Source organism: Bacillus sp. AF23 (assembly GCF_020861455.1).
In the GTDB taxonomy this organism is placed as follows: domain Bacteria; phylum Bacillota; class Bacilli; order Bacillales; family Bacillaceae; genus Bacillus; species Bacillus halotolerans.
The window spans coordinates 76,076-91,191 of record NZ_JAJHVY010000012.1; the positions used below are offsets into that span (position 1 = coordinate 76,076).

At 44.0% G+C, this 15,116-nt stretch carries 16 protein-coding genes; all 16 read left to right on the forward strand.

Going from position 1 to position 15,116, the window contains the following annotated elements; all coding sequences use genetic code 11:
- Position 1: 1 nt before the first annotated feature.
- Complete coding sequence (gene mgsA, locus LNN34_RS03995) at positions 2-415, forward strand: methylglyoxal synthase (RefSeq protein ID WP_044155160.1); 414 nt, start codon at positions 2-4, stop codon at positions 413-415.
- Positions 408-1,118: a bacillithiol biosynthesis deacetylase BshB1 gene (gene bshB1, locus LNN34_RS04000; protein WP_199397993.1), complete on the forward strand. Its 711-nt coding sequence runs from the start codon at positions 408-410 to the stop codon at positions 1,116-1,118. Before mgsA ends, bshB1 begins: the two co-directional genes overlap by 8 nt.
- The gene (bshA, locus tag LNN34_RS04005) at positions 1,115-2,248 is read left to right on the forward strand and encodes an N-acetyl-alpha-D-glucosaminyl L-malate synthase BshA (protein ID WP_024121846.1); all 1,134 of its coding nucleotides are present in this window, start codon (positions 1,115-1,117) and stop codon (positions 2,246-2,248) included. Before bshB1 ends, bshA begins: the two co-directional genes overlap by 4 nt.
- Before the next feature lie 4 nt (positions 2,249-2,252).
- Positions 2,253-3,446, forward strand: coding sequence for a CCA tRNA nucleotidyltransferase (locus LNN34_RS04010; protein ID WP_059352447.1), 1,194 nt, complete (start codon positions 2,253-2,255; stop codon positions 3,444-3,446).
- Positions 3,431-4,414 (forward strand): biotin--[acetyl-CoA-carboxylase] ligase, encoded by a 984-nt coding sequence (locus tag LNN34_RS04015; protein WP_059293705.1) that lies wholly within the window; start codon positions 3,431-3,433, stop codon positions 4,412-4,414. The genes LNN34_RS04010 and LNN34_RS04015 overlap by 16 nt, the downstream gene beginning before the upstream one ends.
- A 241-nt stretch (positions 4,415-4,655) precedes the next feature.
- Positions 4,656-5,489, forward strand: a complete 834-nt coding sequence (gene panB, locus LNN34_RS04020; protein ID WP_069487316.1) for a 3-methyl-2-oxobutanoate hydroxymethyltransferase — start codon at positions 4,656-4,658, stop codon at positions 5,487-5,489.
- Between the two features lies 1 nt (position 5,490).
- Positions 5,491-6,351 carry a pantoate--beta-alanine ligase gene (panC, locus tag LNN34_RS04025; RefSeq protein WP_059293707.1) on the forward strand — a complete coding sequence of 287 codons (861 nt, stop codon included), beginning with the start codon at positions 5,491-5,493 and terminating at the stop codon, positions 6,349-6,351.
- A 2-nt stretch (positions 6,352-6,353) separates the two neighbouring features.
- A complete protein-coding gene (gene panD / locus LNN34_RS04030; protein WP_044156733.1) occupies positions 6,354-6,737 on the forward strand; it encodes an aspartate 1-decarboxylase in 384 nt (127 codons plus the stop codon).
- A 125-nt stretch (positions 6,738-6,862) separates the two neighbouring features.
- On the forward strand, positions 6,863-9,658 hold the full coding sequence (gene dinG, locus LNN34_RS04035; RefSeq protein ID WP_229042778.1) for an ATP-dependent DNA helicase DinG: 2,796 nt from the start codon (positions 6,863-6,865) through the stop codon (positions 9,656-9,658).
- Positions 9,659-9,801: 143 nt separating this feature from the next.
- The gene (locus LNN34_RS04040; RefSeq protein ID WP_003225588.1) at positions 9,802-9,972 is read left to right on the forward strand and encodes a YpmA family protein; all 171 of its coding nucleotides are present in this window, start codon (positions 9,802-9,804) and stop codon (positions 9,970-9,972) included.
- Positions 9,973-9,980: 8 nt separating this feature from the next.
- Positions 9,981-10,466 (forward strand): cell wall elongation/penicillin-binding protein regulator TseB, encoded by a 486-nt coding sequence (gene tseB / locus LNN34_RS04045; RefSeq protein ID WP_044155205.1) that lies wholly within the window; start codon positions 9,981-9,983, stop codon positions 10,464-10,466.
- A 22-nt stretch (positions 10,467-10,488) separates the two neighbouring features.
- Positions 10,489-11,670, forward strand: a complete 1,182-nt coding sequence (gene aspB / locus LNN34_RS04050; protein WP_229042779.1) for an aspartate transaminase AspB — start codon at positions 10,489-10,491, stop codon at positions 11,668-11,670.
- Positions 11,671-11,810: 140 nt separating this feature from the next.
- The gene (gene asnS / locus LNN34_RS04055) at positions 11,811-13,103 is read left to right on the forward strand and encodes an asparagine--tRNA ligase (protein ID WP_044155223.1); all 1,293 of its coding nucleotides are present in this window, start codon (positions 11,811-11,813) and stop codon (positions 13,101-13,103) included.
- A 95-nt stretch (positions 13,104-13,198) separates the two neighbouring features.
- A complete protein-coding gene (dnaD, locus tag LNN34_RS04060) occupies positions 13,199-13,897 on the forward strand; it encodes a DNA replication protein DnaD (protein ID WP_044155229.1) in 699 nt (232 codons plus the stop codon).
- An 18-nt stretch (positions 13,898-13,915) separates the two neighbouring features.
- Entirely contained in the window at positions 13,916-14,575 is a 660-nt protein-coding gene (nth, locus tag LNN34_RS04065; protein ID WP_010334708.1) for an endonuclease III, read from the forward strand.
- Positions 14,572-15,066, forward strand: coding sequence for a YpoC family protein (locus LNN34_RS04070; protein WP_059352451.1), 495 nt, complete (start codon positions 14,572-14,574; stop codon positions 15,064-15,066). Before nth ends, LNN34_RS04070 begins: the two co-directional genes overlap by 4 nt.
- The last annotated feature ends 50 nt before the right edge of the window (positions 15,067-15,116 follow it).

A 15,116-nucleotide genomic window follows, 5' to 3' on the forward strand; every position in this document is an offset into this window, starting at 1 on the left:
GATGAAAATTGCTTTGATCGCGCATGACAAGAAGAAACAGGATATGATCCAATTTACAACCGCTTATCAAGAGATTTTGAGTCATCATGATCTATATGCAACGGGAACAACGGGATTGAAAATTCAAGAGGCAACCGGCCTTCAAATTCAGCGTTTTCAATCCGGCCCTTTAGGCGGAGACCAGCAAATCGGCGCGTTAATTGCCGCTAACGCACTTGACCTAGTTATCTTTTTGCGCGACCCGCTGACCGCACAGCCGCATGAACCGGATGTCTCGGCATTAATCCGTTTATGTGATGTTTATTCGATTCCGCTTGCCACCAATATGGGAACTGCAGAAATTCTTGTTCGCACACTTGATGAAGGCGTTTTTGAATTCCGAAATCTTCTTCGGGGAGAAGAACCTCATGTATAATGCTGACGTTCTTGCTTTTGGCGCCCATAGTGATGATGTCGAGATTGGTATGGGCGGCACAATAGCAAAGCTTGTCAAACAGGGAAAAAAAACCGTGATATGCGATTTGACTGAAGCGGAGTTGTCTTCAAACGGAACAGTCAGTTTGCGAAAAGAAGAAGCGGCCGAAGCAGCCCGTATATTAGGTGTGGACAAAAGAATTCAGCTGACGCTCCCTGACCGCGGGCTGATGATGAGTGATGAGGCGATTCGGGCGATTGTCACAGTCATTAGAACCTGCCGGCCGAAAGCGGTGTTTATGCCATATAAAAAGGATCGTCATCCGGATCACGGCAATGCTGCCGCACTTGTAGAAGAAGCGATCTTTTCAGCAGGAATTCATAAATATAAAGATGAAAACAGCCTGCCTGCGCATAAAGTAAGTAAGGTCTACTATTATATGATAAATGGTTTTCATCAGCCTGATTTTGTTATTGATATCTCGGATACAATAGAGGATAAAAAGAAAAGCCTCAATACCTACAAAAGCCAGTTTGTACCGTCACAGAATTCTGTTTCAACACCATTGACGAACGGTTATATCGAGATCATTGAAGCAAGAGAAAAGCTGTACGGCAAAGAAGCAGGTGTAGGGTACGCTGAGGGCTTCTTTTCCAATCGGATGCTGATGCTGGATCATGATGTGCTTGGGGGCGAACAATGAAAAAGTTAAAAATAGGCATTACATGCTATCCGAGCGTCGGCGGCTCAGGTATCATTGCGACAGAACTCGGGAAACAGCTTGCTGAAAAGGGTCATGAAATCCATTTTATAACATCGAGCATCCCGTTCAGACTAAATACATACCATCCTAATATTCACTTTCATGAAGTTGAAGTTAACCAATATGCCGTTTTTAAATATCCGCCGTATGATTTAACATTGGCAAGCAAAATCGCTGAGGTTGCAGAACGGGAGAATTTAGACATCATCCACGCTCACTACGCTCTGCCGCATGCGGTTTGCGCTTATCTCGCAAAGCAGATGCTGAAACGGAATATCGGCATCGTAACAACTTTGCATGGAACGGATATTACAGTATTAGGATACGATCCATCCTTAAAAGATCTTATCCGTTTTGCGATAGAGGCTTCAGACAGGGTGACAGCGGTCTCATCAGCACTTGCTGCTGAAACGTACGATTTAATTAAGCCGGAGAAAAAAATAGAAACGATTTATAATTTCATAGATGAACGTGTATACCTTAAGAAAAATACAGCGGCCATTAAAGAGAAACACGGCATACTGCCGGATGAAAAAGTCGTGATCCATGTGTCCAACTTCAGAAAGGTCAAACGTGTGCAGGATGTCATCCAGGTGTTTCGAAATATAGCCGGCAAAACAAAAGCAAAACTGCTCTTAGTCGGAGACGGTCCTGAGAAATCAGTGGCCTGTGAGCTTGTCAGAAAATATGGGCTGGAAAAACAAGTGCTGATGCTTGGAAATCAAGATCGTGTCGAGGAGCTATACTCCATCAGTGATCTGAAGCTGCTGCTGTCTGAAAAAGAAAGTTTCGGCCTTGTCCTGCTTGAAGCGATGGCATGCGGAGTGCCTTGCATTGGAACGAATATTGGCGGTATCCCTGAAGTGATAAAAAACAATGTGAGCGGGTTTTTGGTGGATGTCGGCGATGTCGAAGCCGCTTCAGCTAAAGCGGTTCGCATTTTAGAAGACGAACAGCTGAGCAAGCGGTTTACCGAAGCGGCCATGGAAATGCTCAATAATGAATTTTCGTCACAAAAGATTGTCAGCCAGTATGAACAGATATATGCCGATTTAGCAGAACCGGAGTGATGACATGGAACAAATTTTTATCAAAGCACTTCCCGTGCTCCGCACATTAATTGAAGCAGGTCACCAAGCTTACTTTGTCGGAGGCGCAGTTCGTGACAGCTATATGAAACGAAATATTGGAGATGTCGATATTGCGACAGATGCGGCACCGGACCAAGTAGAACGGCTTTTTAAGCGGACAGTTGATGTCGGCAAAGAGCACGGGACCATTATCGTGCTCTGGGAAGATGATACCTATGAAGTCACTACATTCCGGACTGAATCAGATTATGAAGATTACAGAAGACCGTCAGAAGTGCACTTCATCACTTCATTAGAAGAGGATTTGAAACGCAGGGATTTGACGATTAATGCGATGGCCATGACAGCTGACGGTCAAGTTCTTGATTATTTTGGCGGCAAGAAAGACATTGATCAGCAGCTGATTCGAACGGTTGGAAAACCGGAGGACCGCTTTCAGGAAGATGCGCTTCGCATGCTGAGAGCGGTGCGATTTATGAGCCAGCTCGGATTTACGCTTTCGAAAGAAACAGAAGAAGCGATCATAAAAGAGAAAACACTTCTTTCTCATGTATCAGTCGAACGGAAAACAATAGAGTTCGAGAAGCTTTTACTGGGAAAAGCGTCCCAAGAGGCCATTCAAATGCTTGTACATACGGGGCTTTATGAAGAACTGCCGGGTTTTTATCACAAACGGGAGAACCTGCTGACGGCGAGCGAGTTTCCGTTTTCTCTTCTCACTTCTCGTGAGGAGCTTTGGGCAGCGCTTCTACTTGATCTTCAGATAGACTTGAAAGAAGCGATGCTTTTCTTGAAAGCCTGGAAGCTCCCTGGAAAAGTGATGAAGGAAGCCGCTCACATTGCCGATACGTTTGGCCAGAGCCTTGACGCTATGTCCATGTACAAGGCTGGTGAAAAAGCGCTTTTATCCGCCGTCAAAATATCAATGCTCCGGCAAACCAAGCAGCTGAACGGCGAGAGACTGAAGGAAGTTAGAGAAGCTTATCAAAGCCTGCCCATCAAAAGTCTGAAGGATCTTGCCATCACAGGGCGGGATTTACTTGCACTGCGAAACCAGCCCGCTGGAAAATGGGTGTCTGAAGAATTACAGCGGATAGAGCAGGCTGTTGTAACGGGAAAGCTCTCCAATCAGAAGGAACACATAGAGGAGTGGCTGAAGACATGCGATCAACCTTAAGAAACGATCTTATTGAATTATTTTCTCAGGCCGGAAGCGAGTTTATTTCCGGCCAAAAAATCAGTGATGCTCTCGGATGCTCGAGAACAGCTGTATGGAAGCATATTGAGGAGCTTCGCAAAGAAGGCTATGAAGTGGAGGCTGTCAGAAGAAAAGGGTATCGGCTTATCAAAAAGCCTGGAAAACTCAGTGAAAGTGAAATTCGGTTTGGGCTGAAAACAGAAGTGATGGGCCAGCATCTTTTTTATCATGACGTCCTTTCATCCACTCAAAAAAAGGCTCATGAGCTTGCTAATGATAACGCGCCGGAGGGCACTCTCGTTGTCGCAGATAAACAAACAGCCGGCAGAGGGCGTATGTCAAGGGTGTGGCATTCTCAAGAAGGAACAGGCATCTGGATGAGCCTGATTTTGCGTCCAGACATTCCGCTTCAAAAAACACCTCAGCTTACGCTTCTTGCTGCGGTAGCTGTTGTGCAAGGAATAGAGGAGGCAACAGGTCTCCAAACGGATATTAAATGGCCTAATGACATATTAATTCACGGAAAAAAAGCAGTCGGCATCTTAACTGAAATGCAGGCGGAAGAAGACCGCGTCCGTTCAGTCATTATCGGAACAGGCATAAACGTTAATCAAGAGGCCGATGATTTTCCCGAGGAGCTAAAGGAAACCGCAACGAGCCTTAGTCAGGCAGCCGGTGAAAAAATAGATCGGGCCAGCGTCATGCAGCATATTTTGCTATCTTTTGAAAAACGGTACCGAGATTATTTAGCGCATGGTTTCACGCCGATTAAACTACTGTGGGAAAGCTATGCGCTGGGTATCGGCAGTGAATTAAGAGCAAGAACGCTAAACGGAACATTTTATGGGAAAGCTTTAGGAATAGACGAAGAGGGTGTTCTTCTTTTAGAAACAAAGGAAGGCATAAAAAAAATCTATTCGGCAGATATCGAAATGGGTTCATTGTAGTTGGTACAAGCCTGTTGATTTTGATATACTTCCATTGGGCAGTATCGCCTGCGAACTGCACCTATTCATAAAAAATAGATAGACATTGCAGCAGTCTGCCTTGATCCAAAAAGGACTGGGACAGAGGGATGAAACTCGCCGAACTTTAGAAAGTGAAGAATCCTTCTCGTGTAGCGGAAGGTTTTTTTGGCTTGGATAAGATACGGCAGCTCATCTCCTCTAAAAATGAGGAGGAGAAAAAGTGAAAACAAAACTTGATTTCTTAAAAATGAAAGAGAATGAAGAACCGATTGTCATGCTGACGGCTTACGATTATCCGGCAGCTAAGCTTGCTGAACAAGCGGGAGTGGATATGATTTTAGTCGGCGATTCACTAGGAATGGTCGTGCTAGGCCTTGATTCAACTGTCGGCGTGACAGTTGCGGATATGATCCATCACACGAAAGCGGTCAAAAGAGGTGCGCCAAATACATTTATCGTAACCGACATGCCGTTTATGTCCTACCACTTGTCTAAAGAGGATACGCTGAAAAATGCCGCAGCTATCGTTCAGGAAAGCGGAGCCGACGCGCTGAAGCTGGAAGGCGGTGAAGGGGTGTTTGAATCCATCCGCGCCTTGACGCTCGGTGGCATTCCTGTTGTCAGTCATTTAGGGCTGACACCGCAATCAGTCGGTGTATTAGGCGGATATAAAGTACAGGGCAAAGATGAACATAGCGCCAAGAAATTAATAGAAGACAGTATAAAATGTGAGGAAGCGGGGGCCATGATGCTTGTGCTTGAATGTGTGCCTGCAGAACTCACGGCAAAAATCGCAGAAACATTATCTATTCCTGTCATTGGAATCGGAGCTGGTGTAAAAGCGGACGGACAGGTTCTTGTTTATCACGATGTTATCGGCCATGGTGTTGTTAGAACACCTAAATTTGTGAAACAATATACGCAAATTGACGGCACTATAGAAACAGCAATCAGTGGATATGTCCATGATGTAAGATATCGTGCTTTCCCTGAACAAAAGCATTCCTTTCAGATGAATCAGACAGTCCTGGAAGGCTTGTACGGAGGAAAATAAGATGAAGCAGATTACAGATATCTCACAGCTGAAAGAAATCATTACACAATATCAGTCAGAAGGCAAAACAATCGGATTTGTTCCGACGATGGGATTTCTTCATGAAGGGCATTTAACCTTGGCAGACAAAGCCAGACAAGAAAATGACGCCGTCGTTATGAGTATTTTTGTAAATCCGACGCAATTCGGTCCCGGGGAGGATTTTGAAGCGTATCCGCGCGATCTCGAACGTGATGCCGCTCTTGCGGAAAATGCCGGCGTTGATATTCTTTTCACTCCTGATGCCAGTGACATGTATCCCGGTGAAAAAAATGTAACGATACATGTTGAGAGACGTACAGAGGTTTTATGCGGGCGTTCAAGGGAAGGACACTTTGACGGAGTTGCCATCGTGCTGACGAAGCTGTTCAATCTTGTTAAACCGACACGCGCTTATTTTGGTTTAAAGGATGCGCAGCAGGTGGCAGTTGTTGATGGTTTAATCAGTGATTTCTTCATGGATATTGAACTGGTTGCTGTAGATACGGTCAGAGAGGAAGACGGGTTAGCCAAAAGCTCCCGGAATGTGTATTTAACGGCTGAGGAAAGAAGAGAAGCACCTAAGCTTTACCAAGCCCTTCAGACGAGTGCCGAGCTGATCAGAGCAGGTGAGAGAAATCCTGAAGCGGTCATCAATGCTGCAAAAGACATCATTGAAACGACAAGCGGCAGAATTGATTATGTTGAGCTATATTCTTATCCGGAACTTGAGCCTGTGAACAAGCTCGAAGGAAAGATTATTCTAGCTGTAGCAGTTGCATTTTCAAAAGCGCGTTTAATAGACAATATCATTATTGATATTCGAGAAATGGAGAGAATATAATGATGTATCGCACGATGATGAGCGGAAAGCTTCATAGAGCTACAGTTACAGAAGCAAATCTTAACTATGTGGGCAGCATTACAATTGATGAAGATCTTATTGATGCGGTAGGAATGCTTCCTAATGAAAAAGTGCAAATTGTGAATAATAACAATGGAGCACGCCTGGAAACGTACATTATTCCCGGTCAGCGCGGAAGCGGAGTCATCTGTTTAAACGGAGCTGCCGCACGCCTTGTACAGGAAGGCGATAAGGTTATTATTATTTCCTACAAAATGATGTCTGATCAAGAAGCGGCAAACCATCAGCCGAAAGTTGCCGTTTTGAATGACCAAAACAAAATTGAACAAATGCTTGGACAAGAACCTGCCAGCACTATTTTGTAGATATACCGCCCCCTTTATCGGGGGTTTTCGTTTAAGATTTTCAGCGTAAAACGGTTTTGCCGCTCCATTTCCGTACAAAACGTGTTACACTTTTGTCGTATGCAAGAATTGAGGTGTCCATTTTAATGAAAAAGCAACGGTTCGTTGTTATAGATGTAGAAACAACAGGGAATTCGCCAAAAAAGGGCGATAAAATCATTCAAATTGCAGCGGTTGTAATTGAAAATGGACAAATTACTGAGCGGTTTTCAAAATATATTAATCCAAATAAATCCATTCCGGTTTTTATTGAACAGCTTACGGGAATCACGAATCAAATGGTAGAAAATCAGCCGCCGTTTAAAGCAGTGGCTGAAGAAGTGTTTCATTTGCTTGACGGCGCTTACTTTGTCGCCCACAATATCCATTTTGACCTCGGGTTTGTGAAGCATGAGTTACATAAAGCGGGTTTCCAGCTCCCAGGTTGTGAAGTGCTGGATACTGTTGAGCTCTCCCGTATCGCATTTCCGGGATTTGAGGGATATAAGCTGACTGAATTAAGCGAAGAGCTTCAGCTGCGGCATGATCAGCCGCATCGAGCTGACAGCGACGCTGAAGTCACAGGACTTATTTTTTTGGAAATTCTTGAAAAGCTAAGGCGGCTTCCTTATCCGACATTAAAGCAGTTAAGAAGGCTGTCACAGCATTTTATCAGTGATCTGACGCATTTGTTAGATATGTTCATTTATGAAAACAGACATACAGATATGCCAGGCTTTACGCGTTTTTCATCTTTTTCTGTCAGAGAACCTGAACCTGTGATTGAACGTCTCAAAGAAGATGAAGAATTTCTATTTGAGATGGAAAATTGGGCAGCAGGAAATGAAAAAGCGCTCTCTGAGCTCATGCCCCAGTACGAAAAAAGAGAAGGCCAAATGCTGATGATGAAAGAAGTGGCTGATGCCTTTGCCAATCGTGAACACGCGCTGATTGAAGCTGCTCCGGGAATCGGAAAAACGATCGGCTACCTGATTCCGGCTGCGCTTTTTGCTAAAAAGTCAAAAAAGCCGGTCGTCATCAGCACGTATTCAACCCTTCTTCAGCAGCAGATTTTGACGAAGGATTTGCCGATCATCAAAGATATGTTCCCTTTTTCGGTGACTGCGGCTATTTTAAAAGGGCAATCGCATTATCTGTGCCTTTATAAGTTTGAGCAGGTGCTTCATGAGGAAGACGATAACTATGATGCCGTTTTGACAAAAGCCCAGCTTCTTGTTTGGCTGACAGAGACAAACACGGGAGATGTAGCAGAACTGAATTTGCCGTCAGGCGGAAAACTGCTGTGGGACAGATTGGCATATGATGATCATTCTTATAAACGACATCAGAGGGATCAAGTGATTGGTTTTTATGAACGGGCCAAACAAAGTGCCATGCGGTCTGATCTGGTGATTACGAATCATTCTCTTCTGCTAACCGATGAGGCAAGCCGGAAAAAAAGACTTCCGGATAGCGGGACTTTTGTAATTGATGAAGCACACCATTTTGAACGTGCTGCAAGCGAACATTTAGGAAAAAGAGCAACTTACATAGAACTGCATACAAAATTGAGCAGAATCGGAACGCTGAAAGAGCAGGGGCTTCTGAAAAAAATGAGACAGCTTTTTCAGCGTCACAGCCTGCCGGTGGATTCATTTTTCGAAGTGGAGGAGTGGATTCAGCATATTCAGGCGGAAAGTGATGCGTTTTTCAGCTCTGTGCATTCTTTTGTCAAACGAAGAAAACCTAAAGAAGACTTAAACCGTCTTGTCTTTAACGTGAACAAAAAAAGTCACGATAAAGGATGGCCTATTTTAACAGATGGAGCGGAAAGGCTCTGTTCTATGCTGGCGCATTTGCAGCAGCTTTTTGAGACCCAGACGGCTCTGATGGAAGAACATCTGACGGTTATGAAAAGCAAAAATGCTTTTTTGGCCGATGAATATAATAGAAGCATGAATGATTTGGGGGAGTACTGCCAGACTCTAAATCAGCTGTTCTTTGGCTCAGATGACAATGAAGCGGTTTGGATTGAGATAGATGCTAAAGGTGCGAAGAATGCAGTAGCTATATATGCGCAGCCGCTGGAACCGGGCGAGCTTCTTGCTGATCAGTTTTTTGCCCGGAAAAACAGTGTCGTTCTTACATCTGCAACCCTAACGATAGAAAATTCGTTTCAATTTATCATTGAGCGTTTGGGGTTAAGTGACTTTTTCCCCCGCACAATGAGGATCGCGTCGCCTTTTTCTTATGATGAGCGGATGCAGGTAATGATTCCAAAAGAAATAAAATCGATCCAAGATACGGGGCAGACTGAATTTATACAGGATACCGCACGTTATATCGAACTGATGGCAAAAGAAAAACAGCCGAAAATCCTTGTGCTGTTTACGTCTCATGACATGCTGAAAAAAGTGCATCAGGAACTCAAGCTCGCCATGAGTGTTTCAGGCATACAGCTTTTGGCTCAGGGCATAACTGGCGGCAGTCCCGGAAAACTGATGAAAACGTTCAAAACAGCCAATCAGGCCATTTTGCTTGGAACGAATCATTTTTGGGAAGGCGTTGATTTCCCTGGCGATGAACTGACGACAGTGATCATCGTGAGACTTCCTTTCCGGGCTCCGGATCATCCGCTGCACGCTGCAAAATGTGAGCTGGCGAGGAAGAAAGGGCGCAATCCGTTTCAAACGGTCTCACTGCCGGAAGCGGTGCTGACGTTCAGACAAGGAATTGGGCGCTTGCTCCGAACAGCCGGAGACAAAGGAACGATTGTCATATTAGACAGACGGGTCAAAACCGCTGGCTACGGGCGCCTGTTCCTTGATGCTCTGCCGACAACAGCAATATCTGAAGTGACTGACAGTGAGATTGAAGCTTATGTTGCCGGAAAAAGTGAATAAAAGCCGCATAAAGCGGCTTTCCGGTGTGGGAGTAGGACGTGTTTTATTTGTAAAAGCGGGTTTTTCCGCTTTGTGGTACTAGTATGGCGCGTCCTGAAAAGGAGTATGACTAACAATATTTGTTCAATTTGGAGGATGAAAAAATGGAAAGCAAAATCGAAATTCTTTCAACTATTAATGTAGAGCATTCGGATGACCTTTATAAAATTGTAGACACGCTGAATCGGACACTGAAAAGAGATAATCTGATGTTCGGTCTTGCGCTTGATGAAGAAAACAAAAACCAAGCCGTTTTTACCATTTATCGTACGTAGGTGAGAAGATGAGAAAAAAAGCATTAATATTTACCGCCATATTTGGTATTATTTTTTTAGCAGTGCTTCTTGTCTCGGCAAACATTTATAAATCAGCCATGGCACAAAAGGAAAAGGGGCACGAAGCAGCAGCTGCTGAAGCGAAAAAAGAAACCGACCTCACCAGCGTTGATCAAGTCGAAACATTTGTCGGAAAAGAAAAGTATTATATCGTAAAGGGAACCGACAAAAAAGGCATCAAATTATATGTATGGGTTCCTGAAGATAAAAAAGCAAAAATTCTCTCAAAAGAAGCAAAAGAGGGAATCACCGAGGACAAAGCGGCGAAAATCATACAAGATGAAGGGCTGGTTTCAAAGCAAAAAGAGATTCACCTGGCAAGAGAAGGGAACGTCCTGCTTTGGGAAGTAACGTACTTAGACAAAGAAGGACAATACAGTTTAAGTTATGTGGACTTTACAACTGGAAAGATTCTCAAAAATATCACGCCTTAAGACGAATTAGGGGGAGTTCAAGTTGAAACTGGCAAAAAGAGTATCCGCATTAACACCGTCTACCACACTGGCCATTACAGCGAAAGCGAAAGAACTGAAAGCGGCAGGCCATGATGTCATCGGCCTTGGAGCGGGCGAACCCGACTTCAATACACCGCAGCACATTATTGATGCAGCTGTACGCTCAATGAACGAAGGACATACGAAATACACGCCTTCAGGCGGTTTGGCTGAATTAAAAAACAGCATTGCAGAGAAATTTAAACGTGACCAGAATATTGAATACAAACCGTCTCAATTGATTGTCTGTACTGGTGCCAAACATGCACTGTATACCCTTTTCCAAGTGATTTTGGATGAAGGAGACGAAGTGATTATCCCAACGCCTTACTGGGTAAGCTATCCGGAACAGGTGAAACTCGCTGGCGGTCAGCCTGTTTATGTAGAAGGGCTTGAGGAAAATCACTTTAAAATTTCTCCTGAGCAGCTGAAAAAAGCGATTACAGAAAAAACAAAAGCAATCGTTATTAATTCACCAAGCAATCCGACTGGCGTTATGTATACAGAAGAAGAGCTGGCCGCGCTTGGTGAAGTGTGCCTTGATCATGACATCCTGATAGTATCTGACGAAATTTATGAAAAACTTACATACGGCGGAAAAAAACACGTTTCCATCGCACAGCTGTCTGACCGTTTGAAAGAGCAAACGATCGTCATCAACGGCGTATCAAAATCACACAGCATGACAGGCTGGAGAATCGGTTATGCGGCTGGAACAGAAGAGATCATCAAAGCGATGACAAACCTTGCAAGCCACAGCACGTCAAATCCGACATCCATCGCACAATACGGAGCGATTGCCGCATACAACGGACCTTCTGAGCCAATGGAGGAGATGAGAAAAGCATTTGAGCATAGATTAAACACGATTTATGATCAGCTCGTTGAAATCCCGGGCTTCAGCTGCGTGAAGCCGGAAGGTGCTTTTTACTTATTTCCGAATGCAAAAAAAGCAGCTCAAACTTGCGGATTCAAAGATGTAGATGAATTTGTCAAGGCGCTTCTTGAAGAAGAAAAAGTCGCGATTGTTCCAGGCTCCGGATTCGGCTCTCCCGATAATGTCCGGTTGTCCTACGCGACATCATTAGACCTTCTGGAAAAAGCGGTGCAACGAATCAAACGATTTGTAGAAAAACATAGCTAACGGATCAGAAAGCGGCTGACAAAAAGCCGCTTTTTATCTGCATTGACCCGGTCAGTTAAGACCGGGTATAATAAAGTGATGATAAAAGAGTTCGCGGGGCAAAAGCTTCCGAATGTCTTCTTGTTTTGGAGGGAAATATTTTGAAAACAACAATCAACCAAGTGTACAAGCACGTAGGTGAGGAAGTAACGATCGGAGCTTGGATCGCTAATAAGCGTTCAAGCGGGAAAATCGCGTTTTTACAGCTGAGAGACGGTACAGGTTTTATTCAAGGTGTCGTTGTAAAAGCGGAGGTTGAAGAGAGCATTTTCCAAACGGCTAAATCTGTGACGCAGGAAACGTCACTCTATATAAAAGGAATTGTCAAAGAGGACGAGCGTTCTCCGCTTGGTTATGAATTAGCTGTGACAGATATTGAAGTCATTCACGAAGCGACTGATTATCCAATTACGCCAAAGGAACACGGTACGGAATTTTTGATGGATCACAGACACTTATGGCTTCGTTCAAAGCGCCAGCATGCGATCATGAAAATCCGCAATGAAATCATTCGCGCGACTTACGAATTCTTTAATAACGAAGGCTTCGTAAAAGTAGATCCGCCGATTTTGACTGGAAGCGCGCCTGAAGGAACAACTGAGCTCTTTGCGACAAAATACTTCGATGAAGATGCTTACCTTTCTCAAAGCGGACAGCTGTACATGGAAGCTGCGGCGATGGCATTAGGAAAAGTATTCTCCTTCGGACCGACGTTCAGAGCAGAAAAGTCTAAAACAAAACGCCACTTAATCGAATTCTGGATGATTGAACCGGAAATGGCGTTTGTTGAATTTGAAGAAAACCTTCAAGTACAGGAAAATTACGTTTCATTCATCGTGCAATCGGTTCTTAAGAATTGCAAAATTGAATTAAACACACTAGGAAGAGACACGTCAAAACTTGAGCAAATCAAAGCGCCGTTCCCAAGAATTACGTATGACGAAGCGGTTGATTTTCTGAAAGAAAAAGGCTTTGACGATATCGAGTGGGGAGACGATTTTGGAGCGCCTCATGAAACAGCGATTGCCGAGCACTATGACAAACCGGTTTTCATCACTCGCTATCCGACGTCTTTAAAACCGTTCTATATGCAGCCGGCATCTGACCGCGAAGATGTAGTGCTTTGCGCAGATCTGATCGCGCCTGAAGGCTACGGAGAAATCATCGGCGGTTCTGAACGGATTCACGATATGGAACTATTGGAAGCGCGCCTTAAAGAACATGGACTGGATTCTGACGCATATAAATGGTATGCTGAACTTAGAAAATATGGATCAGTTCCACATTCCGGATTCGGCCTAGGGTTAGAGCGTACAGTAGCTTGGATCAGCGGAGCGCCTCACGTACGTGAAACAATTCCGTTCCCAAGACTGTTGAACCGTCTGTATCCGTAATACATTTAAATGAAACAAGAAAAAAGAGTCTCCTGCAAGGGAGACTTTTTACAGTAAAGGGGAAAACACTATCCTTTACAGTAAGAGGTGTAACGATGAAAAAACAGCAATTTATTGATATGCAGGAGATGGGGATGTCAACGATCCCCAATCTTTTGCTGACCCACTATAAACAGCTTGGACTTAACGAAACAGAACTGATTCTGCTGTTGAAAATCAAAATGCATTTAGAAAAGGGATCTTATTTTCCTACACCGCATGAACTGCAGGAAGGCATGACGATTTCTGTTGAAGAATGCACAAACAGATTGCGTATGTTTATCCAAAAGGGTTTTCTGTTTATTGAGGAAGGCGAAGACCAAAACGGCATCAAGTTTGAGAAATATTCACTCCAGCCTTTATGGGGCAAGCTCTATGAGTATATAGAGCTTGCCCAGAATCAAACACAAGAAAGAAAAGCAGAAGGGGAACAAAAAAGCCTTTATACGATTTTTGAAGAAGAGTTTGCAAGACCGTTATCTCCTTTAGAGTGTGAAACGCTGGCCATTTGGCAGGATCAGGATCAGCATGATGCACAGCTGATTAAACACGCTTTAAAAGAGGCTGTATTATCAGGAAAACTCAGCTTCCGCTACATTGACCGGATTTTGTTTGAATGGAAGAAAAACGGGTTGAAAACAGTGGAGCAGGCCAAAATCCACAGTCAAAAATTCCGGCGTGTTCAAACAAAACAGAATGAACCGCAAAAAGAGTATAAGAGGCAGGTTCCTTTTTACAATTGGCTTGAACAATAAAGTGAAAAGGTGACAATCGTGTTAAATCTAAAACAAATTGAATTCTGTTTAGAGAAGATAGGCGACATGTTTCCCCACGCGGAGTGTGAACTTGTTCATTCCAATCCCTTTGAATTAGTGGTGGCAGTCGCTTTATCTGCGCAATGTACAGACGCACTTGTAAACAGGGTGACCAAAACATTATTTCAAAAATATAAACGGCCGGAAGACTATTTATCTGTTTCTCTGGAAGAGCTTCAGCAGGATATCAAATCAATCGGTCTGTACCGTAATAAAGCAAAAAATATTCAAAAACTGAGTAAAATGATTATTGAAGATTATGGCGGAGAAGTACCGAAGGACCGTGATGAGCTTGTGAAACTCCCAGGAGTTGGCCGGAAGACCGCCAATGTTGTCGTATCTGTTGCCTTTGGCGTACCGGCCATTGCAGTGGATACACACGTCGAGAGGGTCAGCAAGCGTCTGGGAATCTGCCGGTGGAAGGATTCGGTGCTGGAAGTCGAAAAGACACTGATGCGCAAGGTTCCTAAAGAAGATTGGTCCGTTACCCATCATCGTCTCATATTCTTCGGAAGATACCACTGTAAGGCACAATCGCCGCGCTGTGCGGAATGTCCATTGCTTTCTCTGTGCAGAGAAGGGCAGAAGAGAGATAAAAAAGGGCTGGTGAAACGATGACGGCAGCGAATGAATTGTTAGCTTCTTATGAGCAATATTTGCGCAGTCTAGGACATATTGACTTCACTGATATCAAGGAACCATTAAGGATTAATCCTTTGTATTTTGACTTCTGCGAGACCACGCAGGACATATTGCCATGGGAAAACAGCGGCAAGTACGTTCCGTATCTATTTCAAGTGTGGGAAGAAACAAAAGAATCACTTCTCCCTGTATTTCAAACAAGAAAGTCCAGATGCGATCAAAACGACATGCTTAAAGGTATTGTATGTTTACTGGCTTCATTTCATTGGACAGCGGGTGAGCGGGTGATATCGCTGAATTGGTCAGAACTGACAAAGAAATCATTTCCGGCTAAGCCGATTAATTGGGCTGAACGAGTGGAGTTTATTCTGCTGAAGCCGACCCAATATCATTGCTTTATCCAGCTAGATGAACTTTTTACAGAAATGAAAAAGCATTTTTATAAGCATCACGCGATGAAACGATAAAACCTCCCCTAAAGAGGGAGGTTTTATTGTGCAGAAAAAAGCCATCACCT

What these genes read in the sequence shown, in the direction of transcription:
- LNN34_RS04010 (WP_059352447.1), top strand. Translation starts at nt 2,253, where the DNA reads ATGGAACAAATTTTTATCAAAGCACTTCCCGTGCTCCGCACATTAATT.
- dnaD (WP_044155229.1), top strand. Translation starts at nt 13,199, where the DNA reads ATGAAAAAACAGCAATTTATTGATATGCAGGAGATGGGGATGTCAACG.
- bshA (WP_024121846.1), top strand. Translation starts at nt 1,115, where the DNA reads ATGAAAAAGTTAAAAATAGGCATTACATGCTATCCGAGCGTCGGCGGC.
- LNN34_RS04070 (WP_059352451.1), top strand. Translation starts at nt 14,572, where the DNA reads ATGACGGCAGCGAATGAATTGTTAGCTTCTTATGAGCAATATTTGCGC.
- bshB1 (WP_199397993.1), top strand. Translation starts at nt 408, where the DNA reads ATGTATAATGCTGACGTTCTTGCTTTTGGCGCCCATAGTGATGATGTC.
- mgsA (WP_044155160.1), top strand. Translation starts at nt 2, where the DNA reads ATGAAAATTGCTTTGATCGCGCATGACAAGAAGAAACAGGATATGATC.
- LNN34_RS04040 (WP_003225588.1), top strand. Translation starts at nt 9,802, where the DNA reads ATGGAAAGCAAAATCGAAATTCTTTCAACTATTAATGTAGAGCATTCG.
- panC (WP_059293707.1), top strand. Translation starts at nt 5,491, where the DNA reads ATGAAGCAGATTACAGATATCTCACAGCTGAAAGAAATCATTACACAA.
- tseB (WP_044155205.1), top strand. Translation starts at nt 9,981, where the DNA reads ATGAGAAAAAAAGCATTAATATTTACCGCCATATTTGGTATTATTTTT.
- dinG (WP_229042778.1), top strand. Translation starts at nt 6,863, where the DNA reads ATGAAAAAGCAACGGTTCGTTGTTATAGATGTAGAAACAACAGGGAAT.
- LNN34_RS04015 (WP_059293705.1), top strand. Translation starts at nt 3,431, where the DNA reads ATGCGATCAACCTTAAGAAACGATCTTATTGAATTATTTTCTCAGGCC.
- panD (WP_044156733.1), top strand. Translation starts at nt 6,354, where the DNA reads ATGTATCGCACGATGATGAGCGGAAAGCTTCATAGAGCTACAGTTACA.